This is a genomic window from Paenibacillus etheri (assembly GCF_001012825.1).
Classification (GTDB): Bacteria; Bacillota; Bacilli; order Paenibacillales; family Paenibacillaceae; genus Paenibacillus_AQ; species Paenibacillus_AQ etheri.
In genome coordinates this window covers 218,121-240,402 of sequence record NZ_LCZJ02000023.1, presented here as the reverse complement: position 1 = coordinate 240,402, position 22,282 = coordinate 218,121, and the positions used below count along the sequence as shown (strand labels likewise).

Annotated in this window: 19 protein-coding genes; 12 read left to right on the top strand and 7 right to left on the bottom strand. The window is 45.9% G+C overall.

Annotated features, from left to right (window positions below; genetic code table 11):
• Nucleotides 1-100: 100 nt before the first annotated feature.
• Together UQ64_RS14305 and UQ64_RS14300 are read right to left on the bottom strand one after the other, a co-directional pair.
• Nucleotides 101-1,591, bottom strand: coding sequence for a 4-hydroxyphenylacetate 3-hydroxylase family protein (locus UQ64_RS14305; protein WP_060624119.1), 1,491 nt, complete (start codon nucleotides 1,589-1,591; stop codon nucleotides 101-103).
• A 201-nt stretch (nucleotides 1,592-1,792) separates the two neighbouring features.
• Nucleotides 1,793-2,551 carry a ChbG/HpnK family deacetylase gene (locus UQ64_RS14300; protein ID WP_280818199.1) on the bottom strand — a complete coding sequence of 253 codons (759 nt, stop codon included), beginning with the start codon at nucleotides 2,549-2,551 and terminating at the stop codon, nucleotides 1,793-1,795.
• Nucleotides 2,552-2,709: 158 nt separating this feature from the next.
• On the opposite strand from UQ64_RS14300, the gene UQ64_RS14295 reads away from it, so the two are divergent.
• The 5 genes from UQ64_RS14295 (at nucleotide 2,710) to UQ64_RS14275 (ending at nucleotide 9,162) form a co-directional block, all read left to right on the top strand.
• The gene (locus UQ64_RS14295) at nucleotides 2,710-3,735 is read left to right on the top strand and encodes a LacI family DNA-binding transcriptional regulator (protein WP_060624154.1); all 1,026 of its coding nucleotides are present in this window, start codon (nucleotides 2,710-2,712) and stop codon (nucleotides 3,733-3,735) included.
• Nucleotides 3,736-3,854: 119 nt separating this feature from the next.
• Nucleotides 3,855-5,231 carry an ABC transporter substrate-binding protein gene (locus tag UQ64_RS14290; RefSeq protein ID WP_060624117.1) on the top strand — a complete coding sequence of 459 codons (1,377 nt, stop codon included), beginning with the start codon at nucleotides 3,855-3,857 and terminating at the stop codon, nucleotides 5,229-5,231.
• A gap of 63 nt (nucleotides 5,232-5,294) precedes the next feature.
• Nucleotides 5,295-6,170 (top strand): carbohydrate ABC transporter permease, encoded by an 876-nt coding sequence (locus UQ64_RS14285; RefSeq protein WP_060624116.1) that lies wholly within the window; start codon nucleotides 5,295-5,297, stop codon nucleotides 6,168-6,170.
• Nucleotides 6,171-6,181: 11 nt separating this feature from the next.
• Nucleotides 6,182-7,018, top strand: a complete 837-nt coding sequence (locus UQ64_RS14280; RefSeq protein ID WP_209445796.1) for a carbohydrate ABC transporter permease — start codon at nucleotides 6,182-6,184, stop codon at nucleotides 7,016-7,018.
• A 26-nt stretch (nucleotides 7,019-7,044) separates the two neighbouring features.
• Nucleotides 7,045-9,162 carry an amylo-alpha-1,6-glucosidase gene (locus tag UQ64_RS14275; protein WP_060624115.1) on the top strand — a complete coding sequence of 706 codons (2,118 nt, stop codon included), beginning with the start codon at nucleotides 7,045-7,047 and terminating at the stop codon, nucleotides 9,160-9,162.
• Between the two features lie 471 nt (nucleotides 9,163-9,633).
• On the opposite strand, the gene UQ64_RS14270 is transcribed toward UQ64_RS14275, so the two are convergent.
• Nucleotides 9,634-10,020 (bottom strand): hypothetical protein, encoded by a 387-nt coding sequence (locus UQ64_RS14270; RefSeq protein WP_060624114.1) that lies wholly within the window; start codon nucleotides 10,018-10,020, stop codon nucleotides 9,634-9,636.
• A 213-nt stretch (nucleotides 10,021-10,233) separates the two neighbouring features.
• Here UQ64_RS14270 and UQ64_RS14265 point away from each other — a divergent pair, with 213 nt between their 5' ends.
• The 6 genes from UQ64_RS14265 (at nucleotide 10,234) to UQ64_RS14240 (ending at nucleotide 14,479) form a co-directional block, all read left to right on the top strand.
• Nucleotides 10,234-10,563 carry a PadR family transcriptional regulator gene (locus tag UQ64_RS14265; RefSeq protein WP_042187640.1) on the top strand — a complete coding sequence of 110 codons (330 nt, stop codon included), beginning with the start codon at nucleotides 10,234-10,236 and terminating at the stop codon, nucleotides 10,561-10,563.
• Nucleotides 10,556-10,909, top strand: a complete 354-nt coding sequence (locus UQ64_RS14260) for a DUF1048 domain-containing protein (RefSeq protein ID WP_082651129.1) — start codon at nucleotides 10,556-10,558, stop codon at nucleotides 10,907-10,909. The genes UQ64_RS14265 and UQ64_RS14260 overlap by 8 nt, the downstream gene beginning before the upstream one ends.
• A 12-nt stretch (nucleotides 10,910-10,921) precedes the next feature.
• On the top strand, nucleotides 10,922-11,866 hold the full coding sequence (locus tag UQ64_RS14255; protein WP_060624113.1) for an ATP-binding cassette domain-containing protein: 945 nt from the start codon (nucleotides 10,922-10,924) through the stop codon (nucleotides 11,864-11,866).
• A complete protein-coding gene (locus tag UQ64_RS14250; RefSeq protein ID WP_060624112.1) occupies nucleotides 11,863-12,627 on the top strand; it encodes an ABC transporter permease in 765 nt (254 codons plus the stop codon). Before UQ64_RS14255 ends, UQ64_RS14250 begins: the two co-directional genes overlap by 4 nt.
• A gap of 281 nt (nucleotides 12,628-12,908) precedes the next feature.
• On the top strand, nucleotides 12,909-14,180 hold the full coding sequence (locus UQ64_RS14245) for an MFS transporter (protein WP_060624111.1): 1,272 nt from the start codon (nucleotides 12,909-12,911) through the stop codon (nucleotides 14,178-14,180).
• A 113-nt stretch (nucleotides 14,181-14,293) separates the two neighbouring features.
• Nucleotides 14,294-14,479 (top strand): hypothetical protein, encoded by a 186-nt coding sequence (locus UQ64_RS14240; protein ID WP_060624110.1) that lies wholly within the window; start codon nucleotides 14,294-14,296, stop codon nucleotides 14,477-14,479.
• A 23-nt stretch (nucleotides 14,480-14,502) separates the two neighbouring features.
• On the opposite strand, the gene secA2 is transcribed toward UQ64_RS14240, so the two are convergent.
• The 4 genes from secA2 to UQ64_RS14220 form a co-directional block, all read right to left on the bottom strand.
• Complete coding sequence (secA2, locus tag UQ64_RS14235) at nucleotides 14,503-16,779, bottom strand: accessory Sec system translocase SecA2 (protein ID WP_060624109.1); 2,277 nt, start codon at nucleotides 16,777-16,779, stop codon at nucleotides 14,503-14,505.
• 334 nt (nucleotides 16,780-17,113) lie between these two features.
• Entirely contained in the window at nucleotides 17,114-18,196 is a 1,083-nt protein-coding gene (locus UQ64_RS14230; RefSeq protein WP_060624108.1) for a hypothetical protein, read from the bottom strand.
• A gap of 61 nt (nucleotides 18,197-18,257) precedes the next feature.
• A complete protein-coding gene (locus tag UQ64_RS14225) occupies nucleotides 18,258-19,661 on the bottom strand; it encodes a sensor histidine kinase (RefSeq protein WP_060624107.1) in 1,404 nt (467 codons plus the stop codon).
• Between the two features lie 2 nt (nucleotides 19,662-19,663).
• On the bottom strand, nucleotides 19,664-20,323 hold the full coding sequence (locus UQ64_RS14220; protein ID WP_060624106.1) for a response regulator transcription factor: 660 nt from the start codon (nucleotides 20,321-20,323) through the stop codon (nucleotides 19,664-19,666).
• A gap of 820 nt (nucleotides 20,324-21,143) precedes the next feature.
• Between UQ64_RS14220 and UQ64_RS14215 the strand changes: the two genes are divergently transcribed.
• Nucleotides 21,144-21,827, top strand: a complete 684-nt coding sequence (locus UQ64_RS14215) for a hypothetical protein (RefSeq protein ID WP_060624105.1) — start codon at nucleotides 21,144-21,146, stop codon at nucleotides 21,825-21,827.
• The last annotated feature ends 455 nt before the right edge of the window (nucleotides 21,828-22,282 follow it).

The following is a 22,282-nucleotide window of genomic DNA, read 5'->3' as shown; positions in this document are numbered from 1 at the left end:
CCTAAGTGTTAACGCTCCAGCCAGGGCTATAATGCTTCGTGTCCCTGGCCGCGGGAGCAATTCGAAAAGTTCAATTCAACATGAAGAATAAACAAAAAGCTCACTTAGAAGCTACATCTGTTGTTGAATTAGGGAGGGGGTCTTCTGGTGAAATAAATTCGTGAATGATTTGACGGAAGTATTTGTGATTATCATAGCTATTGTACATACGCCAGGCCACTGTTTCTGAATTCCCGAAAAACAACCGCTCAAACTGGGTTTGACGACCACCGAATACACCTGCTCCTAGTTCCCAAGCGAGCCGGAATAAGGCATTTCTATACCAAGCATCCGAGACAGTACCCTTCAAATACTGATGGAGGTACGAACCGGCACTTGAACTGAAGTCAGATTCAGAGGTGATCATGATAAGACCGCTTGAACTGAGATTTTGAACCATTTCAACCATCTTTGGATAAAACTCTGAAAAGTGAATGGTTGAAGCTAGAAGGGGGCCTTTATCAGGAACAAGAAACCCAAATTTGTCGTGGGATGCCCCTATTTCAGAAGCAAGCCTTAACGCTTGAAATGTTTCTAGAAACGTTAGTATTCTTGAAATCGGCAGAATGGTGAAGGGCTCGAGCTCAGCATTTTGTTCTTCCGCTAAAGATTCTAGCACACCGAGAAAGAACTCAGTCTTAGCAATATAGCGGGTGATAATTTGGTGGGCTATATGTGTATGGAAGTGACTCTCACCGAACAATCGGGAACAGTAAATCTCATCCCCGTAATAAAATATACGATCATGAGGGATAAGCACGCGGTCAAATATAACAAGCGTATCCATTTCTTCGTATCTGGAACTTAAGGGATGGTCGTAGGTGGATGTGGCTGCGTAACTTTCACGGCAAAAAAAAGTCATCCCTGGCAGATCATTGGGTACTGCAAAGGCAAACGCGAAGGGATTATCATCATCCACAAGGGAGGGTGAAGGAGTAGGGAATACTAGCATTTCATCGCATGTAGCCCCTTGTGTTGCCATCATAAAAGCACCAGTTACAATCATCCCTTCATCAATGATTTCTACAACTTTAGCAGCAATAGAGTCCTCTGTAGCATCAATTTGACCGGATATTTTACTTGCTTGAGGCTGGATGAACGCATGGGATAATGTAATATCATAATCTCGGCAGTAGGCATAATATCTCCTGAGGTTTTCGGCATATTTCGGATGAAGATCCTCAAGGATATCGGCAGCTGTGAACAGAGACATGATCGCCGTATTCATATAATCTGGAGAACGTCCTAAAAAACCGTGATGTCTGTTCGACCAGAGTTCAATCATTTTTCTTCGACGTTCTAAATCCTCAACACTTTTGGGTGGGAGAAAAGATAGACCAACAAGCTCTCCAGTATCGGGCGAAGGGTAAGTCATCTGCGCTAAATAACGTTCATCACACTGCATGTTGTACATTTCGGCTTGTGTTTGTATGAGGCCTTGAAATGCGGGATGTTTGGATAAGGGCCCTTCGATACGCGTTCCTTTGTACCAGATATTGATATTTTGCCGGTCGATTCGTTCGATGTATTGATTACCTGTTTTGATAGGCACACGATTCACCTCTTTGGAGAGCATCTTCGACTAAAAAAGCTGTGTTATTACTTTTAATGTACGTAATCATGATTGCCCTTGTGCATTGTTCACATATTGTGGATATCCTCATAAACTTTCTATATAAATTGAACCAATGATTAGGAAACTATTGAAAGGAATCGTACAGTTTGAAGGTTTTAAAAGTGGGTCTATATGTGATTAGCGATATTTCCAGAGCTCGTCGTAACGAATGATGCGAATTCCTTTCTGGGCAATGTACCGTTTAAGCCGTTCGTCTTGGAACAGTCTGCGGTCGGCGTCTCTCTCCCTTGCAATTTGTTCGCCTGAATGCTGGGCGTTTCCGAAATTTAGGATTTCCTCATCCATAAACGTAGGGTGCGTAACTAGACGATAAATGCCGGGGGTGACGGATTCCAATGCTTGAATGACGTTCAATACGGGATCTTCTCCTTGGCCTGGTCTGTTATAACTAATATTCATGCAAACGTTCCGGTAGGACATTAGCCCTTCGCTTTCACACCAATCATCGAATAGGTGAGTGAGCCGTTCGTCGATTCGCTCGAAGCCCATATGCGTATCCGCGTAATAAGGTTTGAAGCCGAGCTTTCTGGCCGTTTCCAGTTGAGCTTGTAATTCAGCCATCACCTCCGAGATTTCAAATCCTGACGTCTTCCAGTCTGCTGGGGACCGGTGAAAAGTGCCGTCTTCGAGCACCAAGCTCGGAACCTGGTTTGGAGATAATACCGGACCCCAACGAACACGGTCCCACTCTGCATGCAGGGTGCAATGAAGGCCAATGCAAAATCCATCCTCGTGGGCAAATAGCTTAGCAGCGGATTGTACCGCTATGCCATTTGCCATCAATGAACCATTACGGAGCTCGCCGTTCCGCCAGGCCTCGTGGATGGCCTTATTGGCGGAATAGCTTCCCCCCAAATCGTCACCTTGCGTGATCAAGTAAATTTCCAGTTTCGGCAATTCATTCAACCTCCGGTTACTGTGTAGTGAATTCGTCCACCCTAAAAATTTCCAATGAAATATTGCAATCGCTTACATGAGGTGCTATATTGATTGTAGCATTACCAAAACGTTTTGGAAAGTTTGAGGTTTTTTATATGTCACCTACAATCAAAGATATCGCCAAAGCGGCGGGCGTATCCATTACAACCGTATCACGCGCGCTGAACGGCTACCCCGACGTCAATGAAAAAACAAGAAGCCGGATCAAGAAGCTGGCCGAAAAAATGTCCTACCATCCGAATTCGCAGGCACAAAGTCTGGTACTGAAAAAAACGAATACGATCGGAGTCATCATATCAGAGCTTACGCGCGACAGCGTCAAAGCCGCTTTTTCTTTCGAGGTGCTGTGCGGCATTAGTGACCGGTCCAGCGAGCTGAATTACGATATCATTTTGTTCAGTACGAACCCTAATAAACAAATGAATAAAACCTATTCGGACCTTTGTCGGGAGCGCAATGTTGACGGCGTCATCCTGAAGGGTTTAAAGACGACCGATCCCTATTTAAGAGAGGTCATCGATCAATCATCGTTCCCCTCCGTGTTAATAGACATCCCTGTCGCTGGCGAGGGGGTCGGACACGTCACGACCGATAATGTAAGCGGAGTCAGGGATGCTGTCCGGCATTTGATCCAGCTGGGACACCGTAACATTGCTTTCATCAATGGTTATAAAGAAGCGGCTATCTGCGCTGATCGCTTGTCAGGCTACATGCTGGGTTTGCAGGAGGCTGACATCACCTACGATGTCAGCAGAGTTGAAGACGGCCGCTTTTCGGAAGAGGGCGGGGCGGATGCCATTAGCAAAATCCTGTCGCGCCACCCCGAAACAACAGCCGTCGTTTGCTCTAGCGATATCATGGCGCTGGGTGTGATGAAAGAATTGGAGCAGATGGGCAGGGTAATACCTGGTTCCATTTCGGTGATCGGCTTTGACGACATCTCAATAGCCTCCTACACCACGCCCAAACTGACCACTGTACGCCAGGAGAAATACGAGATGGGCTATCAAGCAGCGCAAATGCTCATCGACATGATAGAAGGGCGCAATGTCAAGCATAAAATCGTGCTTGACAACCAGCTCATTATCCGTGAAAGCGCGGATCGTTTGCAAAAAGGCTAACGACCTTTTTGCAGCCTTTTTCCGAAACGTTTCGGAAAACTCCGTCAGACACCGTTTTAAGGATTTCCTTCGGAAATCTTTAAATAAAAACTACTGACTAAAAGGGGAGAAATGGGCTTATGAAGAGATTCAAAATCGTATCGATGCTGTGTTTGACCATGGCACTGGGTTTAACAGGATGCGGGTCCAACAACGAGGGAGGGAACGCATCGGGTACGCCAAGCTCGTCGGGAAAAAGCACCGACAAACCGGCGGAAACCGCCGTACAAGAAAAAGTTGTACTTAAAATCCCTCATTATAAGTCAGGTCAGAACGTAGGGGCAAAATTTTTCCTGCCGCAAGTAGAGCGCTTCAACACAAAGTATGCCGACAAATATGAAATTCAAATCGAAGAAGTACCGAACGATGACTATAATGACAAAATCAAGCTTCTTTGGCAGCAAAAAGAGCTGCCCGCACTCATCGAAAAAGGAGCAAATGAGCTTGTCGAGACTCTGATTGAAAAAGACGAGATTTATGACCTGAAGCCATTTTTAGATTCGAAGCCGGAATTGAAAGCGTCTCTGATCGAGGATTCCGTCGCATTCAATACAAGAAATGGTAAGATTTACACCATGCCGACTTCCGTGGTTCGTCCGATCGGCTTGTTCTACAATAAAGAAATGTTTGCAGACGCGGGAATTACGAAACCAATCGCGCAGATGAATTTCGAAGAATTCGATCAGGCGCTTCAAGCACTTAAGGATAAGGGCATTACACCGCTTTCCCTGATGACAGGGGAAAACGCTTGGACCACGATGCTTCTTGCATCCGCTTTCATGGCCAACGAGCCAGGAGCTGAAGAAGTGCTGAAGAGCAACCGTGCAGACAAGGAATTCGATTATACGAGCCAGATGTGGGTCAAAGCATTTGGTGAAGTACAAAAATGGCTCAAGGAATACACGACGGACAATGTACTAGGCGCCGCTTACGCGGATTCCGCCAACAACTTCCTGAACGAAAAAACTGCGATTATCGCGAACGGGACTTGGATGGTCGGCGACTTCTCGGATGCGACGAAAGCGCCGGAAGGCTTTGACAAGAAGGTCGGCGTTTCTCTGTATCCCGGCGGCATTGGACTGGCTACGACAGCCGAGTATTCTTGGTGGATTCCGAAGGGGCTGAAGCAGGAGGAAACGGAAGCGGCACTTGCGTTCATCGAATTTATCCGTTCTCCCGAGGAAATCGAAGCATATATGGTTGCCGAAGGCGGGCAAGCTCCTAATATTCAGACTTCCGCCGAGTTCACCTCTAAGCTGAATCCGATTTTGGCCGAGATGAATCGGTCCGTGACTAGCGATTTGAAGATGATCGCACAATCCATGGCGGATGTGTGGCCGGATCAGATTTCGTCCAAAGAGTTTAGCGGTTATCTACCGCTGCTGGCACAAGACAAAATGACGCCGGAGCAATTCGCCGAGCATTTAACGAAGAAAGCGCAGCAATTCAAAAAATAAGCCGCAACGGATGAGCCCTCTACTCGCAGCGAGAGGGCTCATTGCAGAAAAAGAGGTGGAAAAATGAAAATCAAGTGGTTGAATGTATGGATTGCGGCGTTCTTGGCGCCAACGGTTCTCGTGCTGGCTTTGTTTTACATCGTCCCGATCGGAACGGTGCTCGTGACGGGATTTATGGAATGGGACGGTCTACGCGCCCCTGAATTTAACGGTGTAAATAATTATATCCATCTCATTACGTATGACAACACCTTTTTCATTGCCTTGCGTAATATTCTGCTATGGTCGCTTATTGCGGCTACGCTTCATGTCGGATTCGGCACACTGGTTGCGTTCGTATTGTACAAGAAACATATCGGATGGAGATTCGTTCGTGGCGTGTTTATGGTGCCGATGGTTATCTCCGCGGCTGCTTGGGCGATCATTTACAAACTGTTCTTCAACGATGAAATCGGCATTTTGAACCATATGATCAGAAGCATCGGATTTTCGGATTTTCATGTCAATTGGTTTTTCGATTCACCTGCCTCTTTTTTCGCAATTACGCTCACTTGGTTATTTTATGCCGTGTACGTTACTTTGATCGTCTATAACGATTTGATGGCCATTCCCAAGGAAGTTCATGAAGCTGCGCTGTTGGACGGAGCGAGCGAATGGGGGATGATCCGACACATAAACCTGCCGCTTGTCAAAAAAGCGATCGGAACAGGCATCATATTGTCAGTCACTGCACGAATCGCCGGCTTCGAGGAAGTGGCACTTACCTCCCGAGGAGGGCCGGGCAACGATACCTATAACATAACACTGATGCTCTATGACGGCATCGTTAATTACAACTATGGTTACGCCAACGCGGCAGCGACGATCATGATTCTGCTTGGCATCCTGGTCCTTCTGCTGATCAATAGGGTGTTTAAGATGAATGAGAGTACTTATTGAGGGGTGTAAAAGTGATAATAAACATCCGAAAATGGCCTGAACTCATTGTCTCTTACAGCGTCATGACGTTTACGGTCTTGGTGTCGATTTTCCCGATTTTATGGATTCTGTTGTCTTCCTTCAAATCAAATAAAGAAATATTAAATGATCCTTTTTCGTTGCCGAAAAAAATCGACTTTCAAGCGTACATGGATGTGTTCACACAATACAATTTTTTGGGGTACTTTATGAATTCCATGTTCATAGCGATAGCCTCGACTTTGATTGCATTGTTTATTTACACGATGGCCGGTTATATTTTCGGGAAATTCAATTTTCGCGGCAAATCGTTCCTGTTTATCCTTTGCACCATTACGTTGCTAATCCCGGGATACGCCCGAGCACAGCCTATCTTCACGATTATCATGAACCTCGATCTCTATGATACGAAGGCCGCATTGATCCTCGTGTATGCATCTTTCGGAATGGCTTTGGCATTGTTCATCCTGCGGTTATCGTTTATCGCAATTCCTAAAGATCTTGACGAATCAGCTTTAATCGACGGCGCGGGCTTCTGGCGAATCTTCTGGAACGTAAACATGCCGTTGGCAAAATCGGGCATATCAACAGCCGGCATTTTAATGTTCTTGAACAATTGGAATGAATACTTCTACGCGCTGATATTGACGACCAGCGAGAAGAACAGAACGTTGCCGGTGGCGCTGGAATTTTTTAACGAAGCGTTCTCCTACAATTATACAAGAATGTTCGCTGCGCTAATGATGGTGATTCTCCCGGGGATTATGATTTACGTGCTTGTTCAGGAGCAAGTACAGCAAAGCGTGGCTTCTTCGGGGGTTAAGGGATAGTTAATGAAAATGAACGAGGTGTAGCTGTGGCATACAGCGTAATCAAAGAAAACGATTTGTTTCTCATAACGGATTTATCCGGCGATATATTGACCGATTCCAAGGAAGGCTTCGGTTTATATACGAAAGATACGCGGTTTCTCAGCCGTTTGGCGTTGACCGTCAACGGGGCAAAACCGATTGTGCTTACTTCCAAGGTTGACCGGAACTATGTCTCGAATATCGTGCTTACGAACCCCGAGATCAAAGATGGAGAAAAGCTATGGCGGGAATCCGTAGAGATCGTGCGAACGCGATTTATCTATAAGGGCATTCTCTATGAAACGATTAGAGTGACCAACTTCAATCCGCATAGCCAACGTGTCAGCATCGATCTGGAGATCAATGCCGATTTCCAAGATATGTTTGTTGTTCGCGGATTTCAAGACGGCCAAGTCGGACAGAAGACAGGGGGGCGGCAGCTAGCGTCGGGGGTTTCGATCGATTATGGCGGGGTGGACGATGTGAAGCGGTCGCTGCTCGTTGAGTGGATGGAGGCGCCTGCCCATGTTGTCACATCTAATGAAGGGGCGGTGATTACCTATCAAATAGATTTGGAAGCGGGGCAATCGACGTCGATCAATCTGTTCTTTGTCCCAGTCATCGACGAAGTCTACCCCGAGCGCCATTCGCATGCTACCGCCATTCAAGAGCTACAGCGCTCGTATACAAATTGGGAGAAAACTTCGACATGGGTGAGCAGCAATCATCCGTTTTTCGATCACCTCTATCGGCAGGGGTTGTCAGATATTAGGGCACTGCTCACGGATCTCGGTTTCGGCTTGTTTCCCGTGGCGGGCTTGCCGTGGTATGCTGTACCGTTCGGACGCGACAGCCTGATCACGGCGTTGCAGTTGCTGCCCGTTCATCCCGAAATCGCCAAGGGCACGATTATGACGATGGCCCGATATCAAGGGGAAAAGTCGGATAGCTGGCGCGACGAGCAACCGGGGAAAATCATGCACGAGCTGCGCGATGGCGAGCTAGCGAATACGAACCAGGTGCCGTTTAAACCCTATTATGGTACGGTTGACGCAACGCCGCTATTTCTGATCCTGATTGGTGAATATGTCAAATGGACCGATGATACGCTATTGTTTGAAAAGATGATACCCAACATCAAGCGGGCGCTGGAATGGATCGATGCTTGCGGCAATTTGGATGAAAGCAGCTTTGTGACATATAACACCGAATCCGCCAAAGGTATTACGAATCAAGGGTGGAAGGACTCATCCAATTCAGTTGTACATCGTAACGGAGAATATGCGAAAGCTCCAATCGCCCTCGCCGAAGTGCAAGGCTATGTCTATCAAGCCAAGACAACGATTGCGGAGCTCCTCCGCACGATGAAGCCCTATTCGAATGATTACAAAATGATCGCTTGGTCCAGTAAGCTTATCGCTGAAGCCGAAGAACTAGCGAAGATGTTTGAGAAGGAATTTTGGGTGGAAAGCGACCGGTTTTATGCGATGGCGCTCGATGGCGACAGAAGACAAGTTGAAACTGTTACTTCGAATCCCGGACACCTCCTCATGTCAGGTATGTTGAAACCACATAGGGCTGAAGCAGTCGCCGACAAGTTAGTATCCAAGGGATTGTTCAGCGGTTACGGGATTCGAACGATGGCAGAGGGAGAAAAAGGCTACAATCCGATCAGCTATCATAACGGAAGTGTTTGGCCGCACGATAACTCGCTGTGTCTTATGGGACTGAATCACGAAGGCTTCCACAAGGAAGCGTTAACCGTTATGGAAGGCTTGCTTGCCGCCGGTGCTAGCTTTGAAAATCATCGTCTGCCAGAACTGTTCTGCGGTTATACCACGGATAAAGGTGAGCCGTTTCGTTACCCGGTCGCATGCTCTCCTCAGGCGTGGGCGGCCGCTACACCGTTCGTGTTTATTGAAGTGATGCTCGGCATGCGGCTTGATTATACGATACGGCAAGTATCGCTTCATCCCGTGTTGCCGGCAGGAATGGATTTGCTCTCTGTTCGAAGTCTTCGTCTCGGTAGCGGGATGCTGGATGTGGACGTTAACCGCAGTAACGAAGCTTGTGCTTATCACGTCTTGGCGAATACGACAGGTTGGACAATCGGTTCACATTAAAGAACGAAGTATTGGAAGTATGCAGGTTGTACGCTTTGCTTGACGTCATTTCTTCTTCTGGGGTACCTTAAACCTGCATCGGCTAAACGGATGGAAATCCCCGGCTTGAGTCTGTTGATACCCTAACCTTAGAGTTCCCCCTTAGTGGCATGCAAAAAAGGCCACAAGCATATGTTGCACATACTTGCGGCCTATTTATCTATCTCTTTCATTGATGAAATAACTAATATTTTTATAATATATCTGTTGGAATAATCGTTTTGAGACGTATTAAATATAAGTTAAAAAGTTAGGGGAGCAGTCATTTCTGCTTCCCTAACTTTTTGTTTTTTCTAAACGGTGGACTTAGAAGATAATGATCATTTGTTTGCCTGCAAGCAAGCATTCTTAGTTCTCTGACCATAAAAAATTAGAATTTTTGCTTTTCCTCTTTCACAGTAGCACCTGATTACCTCATGATTTAATCCTACTTCAATCGTTCGGGTTCGGATTCTTCGCAGGCTCCGATGTCAATGATGTAGTAGGCTTAGGTTTGGTGACTAGTGACTCTGTTGCCGTATCGAGGATCGGATTCTTCTCATCGTTTTTCACTGAGTTTCTGTATAGCGTTGTCAGGCCGCTTCCCTCGATTTTTGGCATTTTGGACGGATCATCGAATTGTAAAACTTGATATTGACCGTCTTCCCGTCCTTGGACAGCTCGAAGCTGTCTAGTATCGGATACACCATCAAAGATACCAACTGATATCATCGCTTCAAATTTGGCCTTCGTTGCTGAGATCATACTGCCGCTATACGACGTGACAAAGGTCAAACACAGAGCCAACACGATAGATCTGTAAAGTGATTTGTTGTTCATGATCGTTACTCAACCTACCTTATAATTATATTTTTTGTCATTTACCAATGTCTTTCTCGACATAACATTTTTTAGATGTTCAAATCTTAATGGATATCTACAGTTGATGATACGTTATTTTCGTAAGTCCCTATTCCTCCTATTTACAATTTAGCTACTCGGTGATACTATATAGTGGTACTAAGCAATACAGAGTAGCATTGGAGGATTTTAATGGATAACCTAACAGAAATGCTGAAAGGAGTTTTGGAAGGCTGTGTACTTGAAATCATCAGCCGGAAAGAAACCTATGGGTATGAAATCGTAAAAACGCTAAATGCGCTCGGTTTCGAAGATGTTGTTGAAGGAACGGTCTATACCATCTTGATACGGTTAGAAAAAAATAAACTCGTCGATATCGAGAAAAAACCGTCCGAAATAGGACCACCAAGGAAATTTTATAGTCTAAATGAAGAGGGATGGCGGGAACTGTCCATGTTTTGGGAGAAATGGGGATATGTATCGTCAAGACTTACTCAACTGAAGGAGGATAGCCGTGTATAAGAACATGCTCGCTAAATTTAAAGATTTACGTGAACAAAAAAAAGCTTACAAAGAGTGCGTAAAACGTTCAAAAGCGCTTCCGAACGATTACCGAGAAGTTTACAATATCGCATCGCGTTACATGCTGAACTTCTCATCTAACGATTCTAGTGTCATCAACCTGTTCCCCGAAATGCTCGACATGTTTGAGATGGGAGCTGCTGAAGGCCGAGATGTTCTGGAGATCGTAGGAAATGACGTTATGGCGTTCTGCGACGGCTTGCTCGAAGACGTTTCTGCACAGACTTGGACAGGGAAAATGCGAGCCAAAATGAACGAGTCCATTCATAAAAAACTTGGAAGATAGGGGGAAATTAGGATGACATCGAACAATTGGGCCATTGAGGTAATTGGCCTCAAAAAATCCTATAAGAACGTGGAAGTATTGCGAGGGGTGGACTTCACCGTGCAAAAGGGTTCAACCTTTGCTCTTCTCGGATCCAACGGTGCGGGTAAAACCACTATGATCAAAATTCTTGCCACCTTGCTGCAGCCCGACAACGGAAGCGCGAAGATTAATGGAGGAGACGTAACCAAAAAACCGGAGCAAGTACGTAAGGAAATCAGCCTGACAGGACAAAGTGTAACCGCAGACTATATCCTGACCGGACGCGAGAATCTGCGAATGATGGCTAAACTTCGTCATTTACCCGACCCTGACAAACAAGCTGAGGAGTTGTTACGCCGTTTTGACTTGCTCGATGCCGCCGATCGCCGAATCTCCACTTACTCCGGCGGGATGTGTCGCCGCTTGGATTTGGCCATGAGCTTATTGGGTAAGCCTTCGGTAATATTTCTCGATGAGCCGACAACCGGACTTGACCCACAAGCCCGTCTTGCTATGTGGGATATGATCAAGGATTTAGCGAGATCGGGTGTCACTGTTTTTTTAACCACGCAGTATTTAGAGGAAGCTGACCATTTAGCCGATCAAATTGCGATCTTACACGAAGGTCATATTGTGGCAAGCGGCAGTCCAGCTGAGCTTAAAAGTAGATTGCCTAGGGGTCATATCGAACTTCGATTCGACAATGAAACAATGCTAAATCAAGCACAAGACCTGTTTAAGGAAATTAACGCGACCGTAGATTTGAACAATCTTACGCTCTCCGTCATTACAGACGGGAGTACAAGACAGATGATGCGACTGCTAATGAAAGCAGCGGAAGCTGACATAGAAATTGCCGAGTTTGCCCAAAAACTTCCTACGCTTGAGGATGTTTTTCTCGCAATCGTCACCAGCAAAAAGGAGGACTCCCTATGAAATTCATTCATTTTCTAGGCGATACCGCCGTCATGAGCGGGCGCGTCATTCGTCACTCCACACGTAGCATCGACACGATAATTACCGTCATCGCCATGCCGATCATGATCATGCTACTCTTCGTTTACATCTTTGGCGGAGCGATGAACACAGGTGATGTAAGCTATATCAATTATATTGTTCCCGGAATATTGCTTTTTTGCATTGCCAGTGGCGTGGCCTATTCTTCTCTACGTATCAATAACGATCTCACGAAAGGAATATTCGAGCGATTCCACTCTATGCCGATTGCAAAAGCCTCCATTCTAGGCGGTCATGTGGTTGCTTCAATAGTTTTTAACGTCATTTCATTGCTTGCAATTTTCCTTGTTGCCTTCGGTATGGGATTTCGGCCGAAAGCGGATGTGCTCGGTTGGGTATTAGCCATTGGGATTTTGTTACTTAGCGTTCTTGCGTTCACTTGGATTGCCGTCACCTTTGGCTTGCTTGCCAAATCTTTCGAGGGAGCCGGAGTATTTTCTTACATTCTGATGTTACTTTTATTCGTTAGCTCAGCCTTTGCCCCGACCGATAGCATGCCCGCGGCTATCCGCGTATTTGCGGAGTATCAGCCTATGACACCACTTATCGAGAGCATTCGTGCTCTTTTACTTGGAGGAACGGCGGATAAAACTACGCTTGCAGCGGTTTTATGGTGTTTAGCAATACTTGGGTTCTTCTGGGCTTCAGCTATGCGGGTGTATAAACGGAGGATGAAATAAATGTAAAAAAAGGGTCGGTGGCTTCTCGTAAGAGAGGCATACCGGCTCTTTGTGTGCCAGGCACACAAGCACGTTCGTTTCCACGCTTCGTCTAAGTATCCAAAATATGGAGAGAAGAGATAGTTTTTTTGGATTGGTACTAGAAAAACGCTAAATTTTGAATATTTCTATGCTATTCTAGAAATGTGATTTATATAAAATTTTTGTACATAGAATTAGAAATACTGGATTTGGTAATTAATTTTAATAAGCGAATGAGGAATGAACGATATTATTTTAAGATGGAGGAGTTAGATATAGTGATACCAAGCGAACCGCCAAACAAAAAACATTGGAAAAGGGATATTATTATCTTTTTAAGTAGTCAAACGTTTTCGTTATTCGGCTCTGCATTAGTTCAATATGCAATTATGTGGTATGTTACACTAACAACAAAATCAGGTATGATGATGACGTTATTTATTATTTGTGGATTCATTCCTACCTTTCTATTATCTCCATTTGCAGGTGTATGGGCGGACCGTTTCAACCGAAAATATCTTATTATCATAGCAGATGCCTTGATTGCCTTTGTCACACTGATTTTAGCCATTACATTTCTATTAGGTTATGATGAGATATGGTTGTTGTTCGCCATTGCTGCAGTTCGCGCGCTCGGAGCTGGGATACAAACGCCGGCAGTTGGGGCAATATTACCTCAAATCGTACCAGAGGATAAGCTGACGAAGGTAAATGGGATAAACGGAAGTCTTCAAGCGCTTATGATGTTTGTTGCACCGATCGTAAGCGCGTCATTGCTTACAATGGCAACCATAGAGGTTATTTTCTTTATCGATGTTGTCACAGCGGCGATAGCGATCTTTACATTATCTTTCTTTTTGAAAATATCTTTGCATAAAAAAGCGACTGATAAGCAAACGACTAGTTATTTGGATGATTTTAAACAGGGTTTAAGCTATATCAAAAACCACAGCTTTCTCAAAACCTTTTTCATTTTTTTCGCCTTTTTCTTTGTATTGATGGCGCCGGCAGCATTTTTAACACCGCTACAAGTGACACGCAGCTTTGGAGATGATTATTGGCGATTAACAGCCATTGAAATTGCTTTTTCTATCGGTATGATGGTTGGCGGAGCAATTATTGCATCATGGGGCGGCTTCCGTAACAAGGTTTATACGATGACTTTCGCTAGCTTAATTATGGGCGTATGTACGATTGCTTTGGGTATTGTACCTGTATTTTGGGTCTACTTGACTATGATGGCTATATTCGGCCTAGCTATGCCCGTCTTTAATACACCGACAACCGTTATGCTACAAGAGAAGGTAGATCCGGATTACTTGGGACGCATATTTGGAGTATTTGGAATGATATCGACTTCCATGATGCCAATTGGAATGCTGATATTCGGTCCGCTTGCGGATGTAATTGAGATTGAATGGCTCCTTGTTGGAACAGGATTGTTTATTGTAATACTGTCCATTTTCTTCATTCGTAATAAACGTTTGGTTGAAGCTGGGATGCCGTTAATAAAGGAAGCATCACAAGAGTAGGATATTACTAAAAGCGTGAACTTGAAACCCAATTGTAGAGAAAAAAGAAGCTCTCCTAAAGTTCGATTGAACTTTGTGGAAGCTTCTCTTAATTTGAAAAAAGGAGACCGACAATGACTTATTCACAGATCTGGAACAACGCAGATAATGAAGCCGAAATTCTCTATTTGGAACAGCAGATTGTGGCCATTAAAAAAGAAATAAAACGAGCAAAAACCGCAGAACAACAGGAGATATTGGATCATGCGAATCGCAAGCTGGCTGAATTGGAAGCGAAGCTGGATGAGCTAGAGGAGTAGGGACTAGCCGCCCCTTCGTTGCATCAATATTTAGACAGCTTGAATATCGGCCTCGCAACCGTGCGAAGCCAATAAGCAAATACGGTCGTTCCGGTCCACGAGGTTCGCTTATTCTGTAGGTATTGATCGTTGATAATATAAGTCCGGGTGGAAGCAGGGCTTTTCAGACCGAACTTTTCCCACTCTGCCGGATCATTCGAACCTCCGAGCCTTTCAAGCATATTCTCCGACGCGTTATTTATTTTAGAAGGAATTTGTTCGTAGGCTTCAGTGATTTGTGCATGAAATTCGTCGATCGGATTGCGGCTGGCAAGGCTCTCCAAGTGAATGCCTTCGCGAAGGTAAGAAACGTATGCAAGATGGTCAGCCCAGAATTCGTCGATATAAAAAAGCCGTACCCACTGCTCCGCGGGGCTCAACGGCTGCTCGCCTTTTAAAATTCGGAGCCGCTCCGCGTATAGAATTCGCCTCTGATCCTCCACCATATCCGAATAACAGTTCAGTTCCTTGTGGATATCGAAGTTTTGGCCCATAACAATACGCTGAATACTTGTGATCTTGCTGCTGAGCACCGTCTCTTCAAGAGCCTCATCCTGCCTGGAAGCGCGAACCGCTTTATGGATGCCGAAGCGAAGCAGCAACTCGTCCTCCAAGCTTACATAAAAAATGGAAGCTCCTGGGTCGCCTTGGCGACCGGAACGCCCACGCAACTGGTCATCGATCCGCACGCTTTCGTTCACATGGGTGGCAATTACGTACAACCCGCCCAGCTTGGCGACAACCTCTGCTTGCGCGGGGTCGACGCCGCCGAGCCGGATGTCGACCCCGCGTCCCGCCATATTTGTAGACACCGTCACTGCACCGGTTTCTCCCGCTTTGGCGATGATCCCGGCTTCTTCTGCGTCGTTTTTTGCATTCAAAACATGGCAAGGTACGCCGGCAACCGCTAGCGCCTTCGCCAGCATGTCAGACTCCTCGACGCTTGACGTACCAATGAGAATGGGACGTCCCGACTTATGGACGGACGAGATTTCTTGTACGAGTGCCTTAAGCTTGGCTTCTTTATGGGTATAAATTCGGTGCAGATGGTCGATCCGGATGTTTGGCCGATTCGGCGGAATTTGCAGCACCTGCAGCGCATAAATATCTTCGAAATCCATTGCGGAAGCATGAGCAGTAGCCGTCATTCCGCAAATCTGCGGATACAGGCTGATAAAGTGTTGAATGGTGATCGTCCCGAGAATTTTCCCGCCGGCTATGGAGGACAGCCCCTCTTTGGCCGTAAGCGCGGCTTGCAGCCCGTCCGGCAAATACCGGTTCTCCGCCACCCGGCCGGTATATTCTTCGATCAGCTCGATTTTGCCGTCCCGAACGATGTAATCGACGTTCTTCTTTAATAACGATTCCGCATGCAGCGCGCAATTTAATGACGTCAGCAAGTGACTGTTATGGCTATCGTACAAATTGCCGCATCCCAGCATCGATTCCGCTTGCGCAGCGCCTGCTTCATTTAAGTAAACGTTCCTCTGGAACTCGTCGAAGTCGTAATGCTCATCTCGCTTGAGCTGCTGAGCCACTTCTGCGAAACGAAAGCCGTCACTCCTGGAAGAGGGCAAATCGCTGCTGATGACTAGCGGCACCCGTGCTTCGTCGAGAAGCAGCGAATCCGCTTCATCGACGATGACATAATGGAAAGGACGATGCACGGTATCGGCTTCACTTAGTGCGATGGTGTCGCGCAAGTAATCGAATCCCGCTTCTTTGGCCGTAACATAGGTTATATCCTTGGCGTATGCTTCCTTTTTCTCAGACAGGCTCATCCCCGCTTGAACCGAGTTTACCGTTAACCCGAGGAAACGATAGATTGGGCCCATCCACTCTGCATCCCGCTTGGCTAAATAATCGTTAAAAGTCAGCACATGAATGCCTTTGCCGGTCAGTGCATTTAAATATGCAGGCATAACAGCAGAAAGTGTCTTTCCTTCACCGGTATGCTGTTCGATCAAAAATCTCTCGTGCAGAGCGATGGCAGCCATGATCTGGACATCGTAAGGATTTAATCCGAGCTTTCTCTTCGCTGTCTCACAAACTAACGCATAAGCATCGATAAGTAGCTCATCCAAAGGTGTACCGGATTTTGCTTCTTCTTGTAGCCGGAGGGATTCCGCTTGAAGCTGCCCATCATCCCATGCTTCCAAATTCCGTTTTCTGATGAGCACCACTTTGTCCTGATAAACTTTCAGCTTATTCTGGGTATCGCGGTCTTTGAATTTTTGCATCAATTTGACGGCTATATTCATAGAAAGTTGATCTCCCCTCGGTAAATACGCTTAGTTTTGAACAATACTTGCGCTGATCAGTGGGTTAACAAGTCCTTGGATTCAATCTACCAAAATATTCTATTAAATGCAATTTGGACAAATCAAAGTGACTATCAAAACGTAAATCTTAAAACTTTATGCATTTCTTGTTTGCAGATTGTCTGCAAAATAACGCAAAAGGACTGAACCGGGATCTTACTAAGCACCCAGTTCAGTCCATAAAGGAAACTACTTATCCCAATTCCTCTTAACTCGTATTCTTCTCCAGTAGATATTAAATTCCCCTCTTATGAGATGAACCGTTAGAATGATCCTATTTGGCAGCTTCTGCTTCTTCATAGATGAGGCATCGAAGAGTCTGATCTGGGTAGCGTAACTCTGCAGTATAACTGCTGCCGTCTTCGAGCACCACTTTGACCGCTACCATGCCGCGCTTATTATTTACGTCAGTGTCTGTCAGGGAAGCCATGACGATTTTTCGGGTTTCTCCTTGTCTGTCTGTAACTATTTTTATAGCCTCGTTAATCCAGGTTGCATCCTTTTGGATAGCGATGGCAGCTTCAGCATTGATCGGGGTTCTTGTGAGTGAAAAATTAGCTGCGGTCGTATCTACTACCGTCCGGGTGGAGGTATCAATGATTACGGTATATTGCCAAAATTCCTTACCTTGTCCTCTTAAGGTGTTCGTTTTATAAGGGCTGAATATTACCATCCAGGTCTTTTTCTTTGAAAGCATGAATTCTCCTTGGCTTGTTTTTACTTCAAGCTTGGAGACGTCAGCTCCGAATATTTTTCGCACACTTGAAGCGGCCATGGCGACGGCGTCGATCTGGCTCAAATTCCCTGAGTCCGGAGGGGTTACAATATTCCGCTTGGACAAGGCATAGGCCTCCCGGTAGTACCAGTCAATAAATTGTAACAGTTCCTCGTCAGTCAATGTCCGATTCGGATACTTGAGCGTGTTTTTCTCCAAATCAAAATAAAACTCCGCTTGTCCCGACTTTAACGCGAACAGCTGCTTGGGACGAAGGCCGTCATACACATACTGGTCTTCCAATATCAGCCTCCGGTTCATTTCATCCTTGGTCATTTCCCTTCCAGAGGTGATAATTTCGTTATTGGGCTTGTCCACAAAATCATAAATTTGCTGCATTTCTTCTTGGGTCATCACCTGCTCTAGATCTCTGTTCACAGTAGATACCGGAGCTTCTGCTTCTACTTTTAGTACGGGTGCCTTGCTGCTGGTCAAGGTTAGATTGCCCGAGTCTTGTACTGCAGGAATGCTCTTGGCGTCGGTGGTATTCACAAATCCTGGGACAGCCATTGCGCTCACCGCCAGCACGCTTCCAGAGAACAAGAGTACAGCGAGTGTAGCGGAAATCTTGTTGTTCTTCATTTAACTTAACCTCCATTGGGATCGGATGATGATGAATCTTCCTAACCTTAATCCAAAGATGTTATAGAGTAGGAGGGCAGTTGTTATAGAGTTGTAAAAAGAGTCTGATGCTAGTTCCCTCGCCGAGGACAGAGTTTAAGGACAGTCTGGCCTTATGCGCTTCAGCAATTTGCCGACATAGGGATAATCCTAGGCCTGCGCCGCCGTATTCACGTGAACGAGCCTGGTCTCCCCGGTAGAACGGTTCAAACACGCGTTTAGCCATCTCTGTGGTGATTCCGGTTCCCGTATCACGGATTTCTAGCACGGCTTCTCCATCCAGGTCATAAGCCAGCATGTAGATTTCACTGCCTTGCTTGGAGGCGTGAATCGCATTCTCAACCAGATTTACCAATAATGAAGCTAGTAAGTCGGGATCTCCCCAGACATTTGGAATCGTATGGTGGACATGAAAGCTTATGCCAGCATCCGTAAATTTTGGGCGCTCCGTCTGTTGGATAGCTTGAAATAGTTCCGAAATATCCACCTGCTGAAAAGCCAACGGCTGATGCCGGAGGACAGACAAATCCAGCAGCTTGAAGGCCAGATTCTTGAGACGAAGGGTTTCACTAAGAATATAGCCGCCCGCAGTTTGCTGTTCTTCCTGTCCAATATTGGCCGTGGTTATAAACTCGGCGAACCCCTGTATGCTGGTTAAAGGCGTGCGCAACTCGTGGGCCAAATTATCCACCATCCTCTGTTTCTCTTCAGCCATGTCCGAGAGTTCGGTAACCCGCTGCTCCACGGCCTCCGCCATCCGGTTGAAGTTCAGGGCCAGTTCGCCAAATTCATCTTTGCTGCGCAGCTGCACCCGTTTCGTATAGTCGCCTTCGGCGATCGTTTTGCTGGTCTCTGACAGGAGCTTTAGCGGTTTGCTTAGATGCCGGATTAGCAGATAAAGAAGTAGCAGCAGAATGGGTCCCACGATCCAGTTAATCATTACAAAAAAGCGGTTCAGTTCCTGTTGCTTGTTGAAGAGCTCACTGATATCACGCTGATAGACAAGCAGCAAATGCTGGTATGGAGCAGGAAGCTGAGTGGAGAGTTGGATCGAGCGTTCGTCTGAGGATTCAGGCTGACCGTCTTTTCCAAAATCTGATTTCCCGAATTGTCCTTTTTGGGGAGGGTAAATCATTCGTTCGTTCTCCCATAGCTGCAAATAGATTCCCTGCTTATGGTAGTAATCGCCATAGGACTCAGATACGCTGGCCAGTAGAATAGGGGTCAATGCCGTTCCCCGCGCTTGAATAGAATTAAGGTTCTCATAAATATTGTTGGCGATTAACAATTGCTCACTGGATGCTCTCTGCATTTCACTGTCCATGTTTAGCTGCCAGCTTTTTTTCATCACCATAATGACACTTACATCCAGAGCGGCAATAAAGAGAGCGAGTACCGACAGCAGAATCTTATGCCAGAATCTCATGATTAGCTCTGAACTTCCAGGCGGTAGCCTAGCTTGAAAATGGTTTTGATCCGTTCTTCCCAGCCCAGCTTTTTACGTAGTTGCCGGATGTGGACATCCACGGTGCGGGTGTCGCCTTCAAAATCATAGCCCCACGCCAATTCCAGCAGCTTTTCCCTCGACAATGCAATATTCCGGTTACGAATTAATACCTCAAGCAGCTCGAATTCCCTAACGGTCAAATCAACGGGTGTCTGGTCTACTAAAACCTGCCGTTCCAGGTAACGCACCTCAACATTATCGCAAATGAAGCTGGAAGTGCCTTTTTCACCCCTGCGCAGGACTACATTGATTCTTGCCAGCAATTCAAGGATTTCAAATGGTTTAATGATATAATCATCCGCGCCCAGCTCGAAGCCTTTAATGCGGTCAGCCAAAGAATTCTTGGCGGTGATCAAAATCACTGGAATCTGCAAATGTGCAATCCGCTGCATCACTTCAAAACCATCCAGTTCCGGAAGCATAACATCCAGCAGAATCAAATCAGTCTTTTCACGCTCCAGAATTTCGAAAACCTCAGGCCCACGGTAAGCCTTGCTATATGTATGTCCAACCAGCTTGAGATTCATTGTAATTAAGTCACTGATCGCTCGTTCATCTTCTACTACCAATATATTTGCCATTTCCGTATTTCTCCTCCTAGTACCTTGCTAACTAAGTGCCACTTCCGTTATACACTATATACAACTAGAGGAAGGATTGTCCAGAAGGGTGGTAGTTACATCAGGCTATAATACCTATTTAGAATATAAAAGCGTGTGGTCAAAAAAGAAAGAAATGAATCCATATATTGCGAACCGTTATCTTAAAAGAATTAACAAACTATTGTATTGGTCTTCCATTTATCATGAAAATAGAACCCATCTGAGAAATTCCAGTGTAAGATATACAGGACAACTCCAGCATCGCCAGCACATTCGAGCAGTCTTGACGCGCAGGAGCCAGCTCTGTACGCTAATGGTTTACTTGGCACAGACAAGGTCAACGTCATAGAACGATATTCACAGGTTGTTGGATTATACGAACGCTGGATTTTAGAGCGATTGGCTTCGAAGGCCGGCGGCGAACGGATTGGACGTAAAAAGCCGCCCAAACTTCCCGGGCAGCCTCTCATATTCTTATATGTGTGTTTTCTGGGATCAAGCCGTTTGCGCCGCATGTTTGCGAGCTGTTACGGTGTCTTCTTTTTTTTGATTGCAAACAAGAATTATTCACAAAAATAAACGACAGCACAGACTCTGGATCACCTCGTAAACCTTCTTTATAGCCTTGTTTTGAATGATCCTGCCGATTTCCTATTGTGCATTCAAATGATAATGTGGCACACTATGTATAGATAAAACCAAACGAGGCAAAGAATGCCCCGTCTCCTTTCCTTTTGGAATAGAGGCGGGGTTTTGTATGATTAGAAACATATTTCGTTGCAGAGCGAGGGGATAGGTAATGGGTTTCGAGAGGGAGCATAATGAATGGTTATGTAATCATCTTAAACAAAGGAAGGGAGAGCGGCTCGATGCACTTAAACGCGGTCATGGTTACGGAAACCGCTTGTTTGTCGAGCAGGTGTGGTGGCCTCTAGCCGGACATTTTCACGGATTACACCCAGAATATGAAGTTAAGGACTGGCGCAGCAGGTCCTATTTTGTGGATATTTTGTGGGAGATCGGAGCCTCGCGTATTGCATTTGAGATCATGGACTATGGCTCACATGGAACGGATCGTAGTAAATACCGGATGGACTTGAACCGCGGGCTTTTTCTACAGTCTCAAGACTGCACGGTGCTCTATATCTCGCTGGATGAGCTAAAAGAAAATTCATCCTTCATTCTCTCCTCGCTGCGGAACATTCTCTTTTCTTATTTGTTAGCAGAAAAGTCTGCGAAGACAACCGCTGAGAGAGCCTATTCCAGAATCGAGCGCGATCTGATGCGGGCAGCCATCCGGCACCATCGTGTCCTTCGCCCAGCTGATGCCGCGAGAGAGCTGGAATTGCACACGATGACGATCATTAAATACTGCCGTCAGCTGGTGGATAAAGGTAAATTTCGCCCGGTGGCAAGAGGTTCATCTCAGCGGATCATTTACTATGAATATATAGGTACGCTACAAAGTCCAGATTTGGTTTGAAGATGAAAGCCGTCGTGAGAATGTGAATGAAAAACCGAACACAATGTGCCGCCGATTGAAGGAGGCATGTGTATGCGAAAAATCGAATACAATGTGCCACCGGGAAGGTGAAGGAGACATGTGTATGCGAAAAATCGAATACAATGTGCCGACGGTAGGTAAACGAGCCAAATGTATGCGGAAAGCCGATTACAATGTATCGCCGGCAAGCTGAACGAGCCAAATGTATGCGAAAAACCGGATACAATGTGCCGCCGGTAACGTAAACGAGGCAAATGTATGCGAAAAATCGAATACAATGTGCCGCCGGCAAGCTAAACGAGCCAAATGTATGCGAAAAACCGAATACAATGTGCCGACGGTAACGTAAACGAGGCAAATGTATGCGAAAAACCGAATACAATGTGCCACCGGCAGGCTGAACGAGCCAAACGAGCCAAATGTATGCGAAAAAT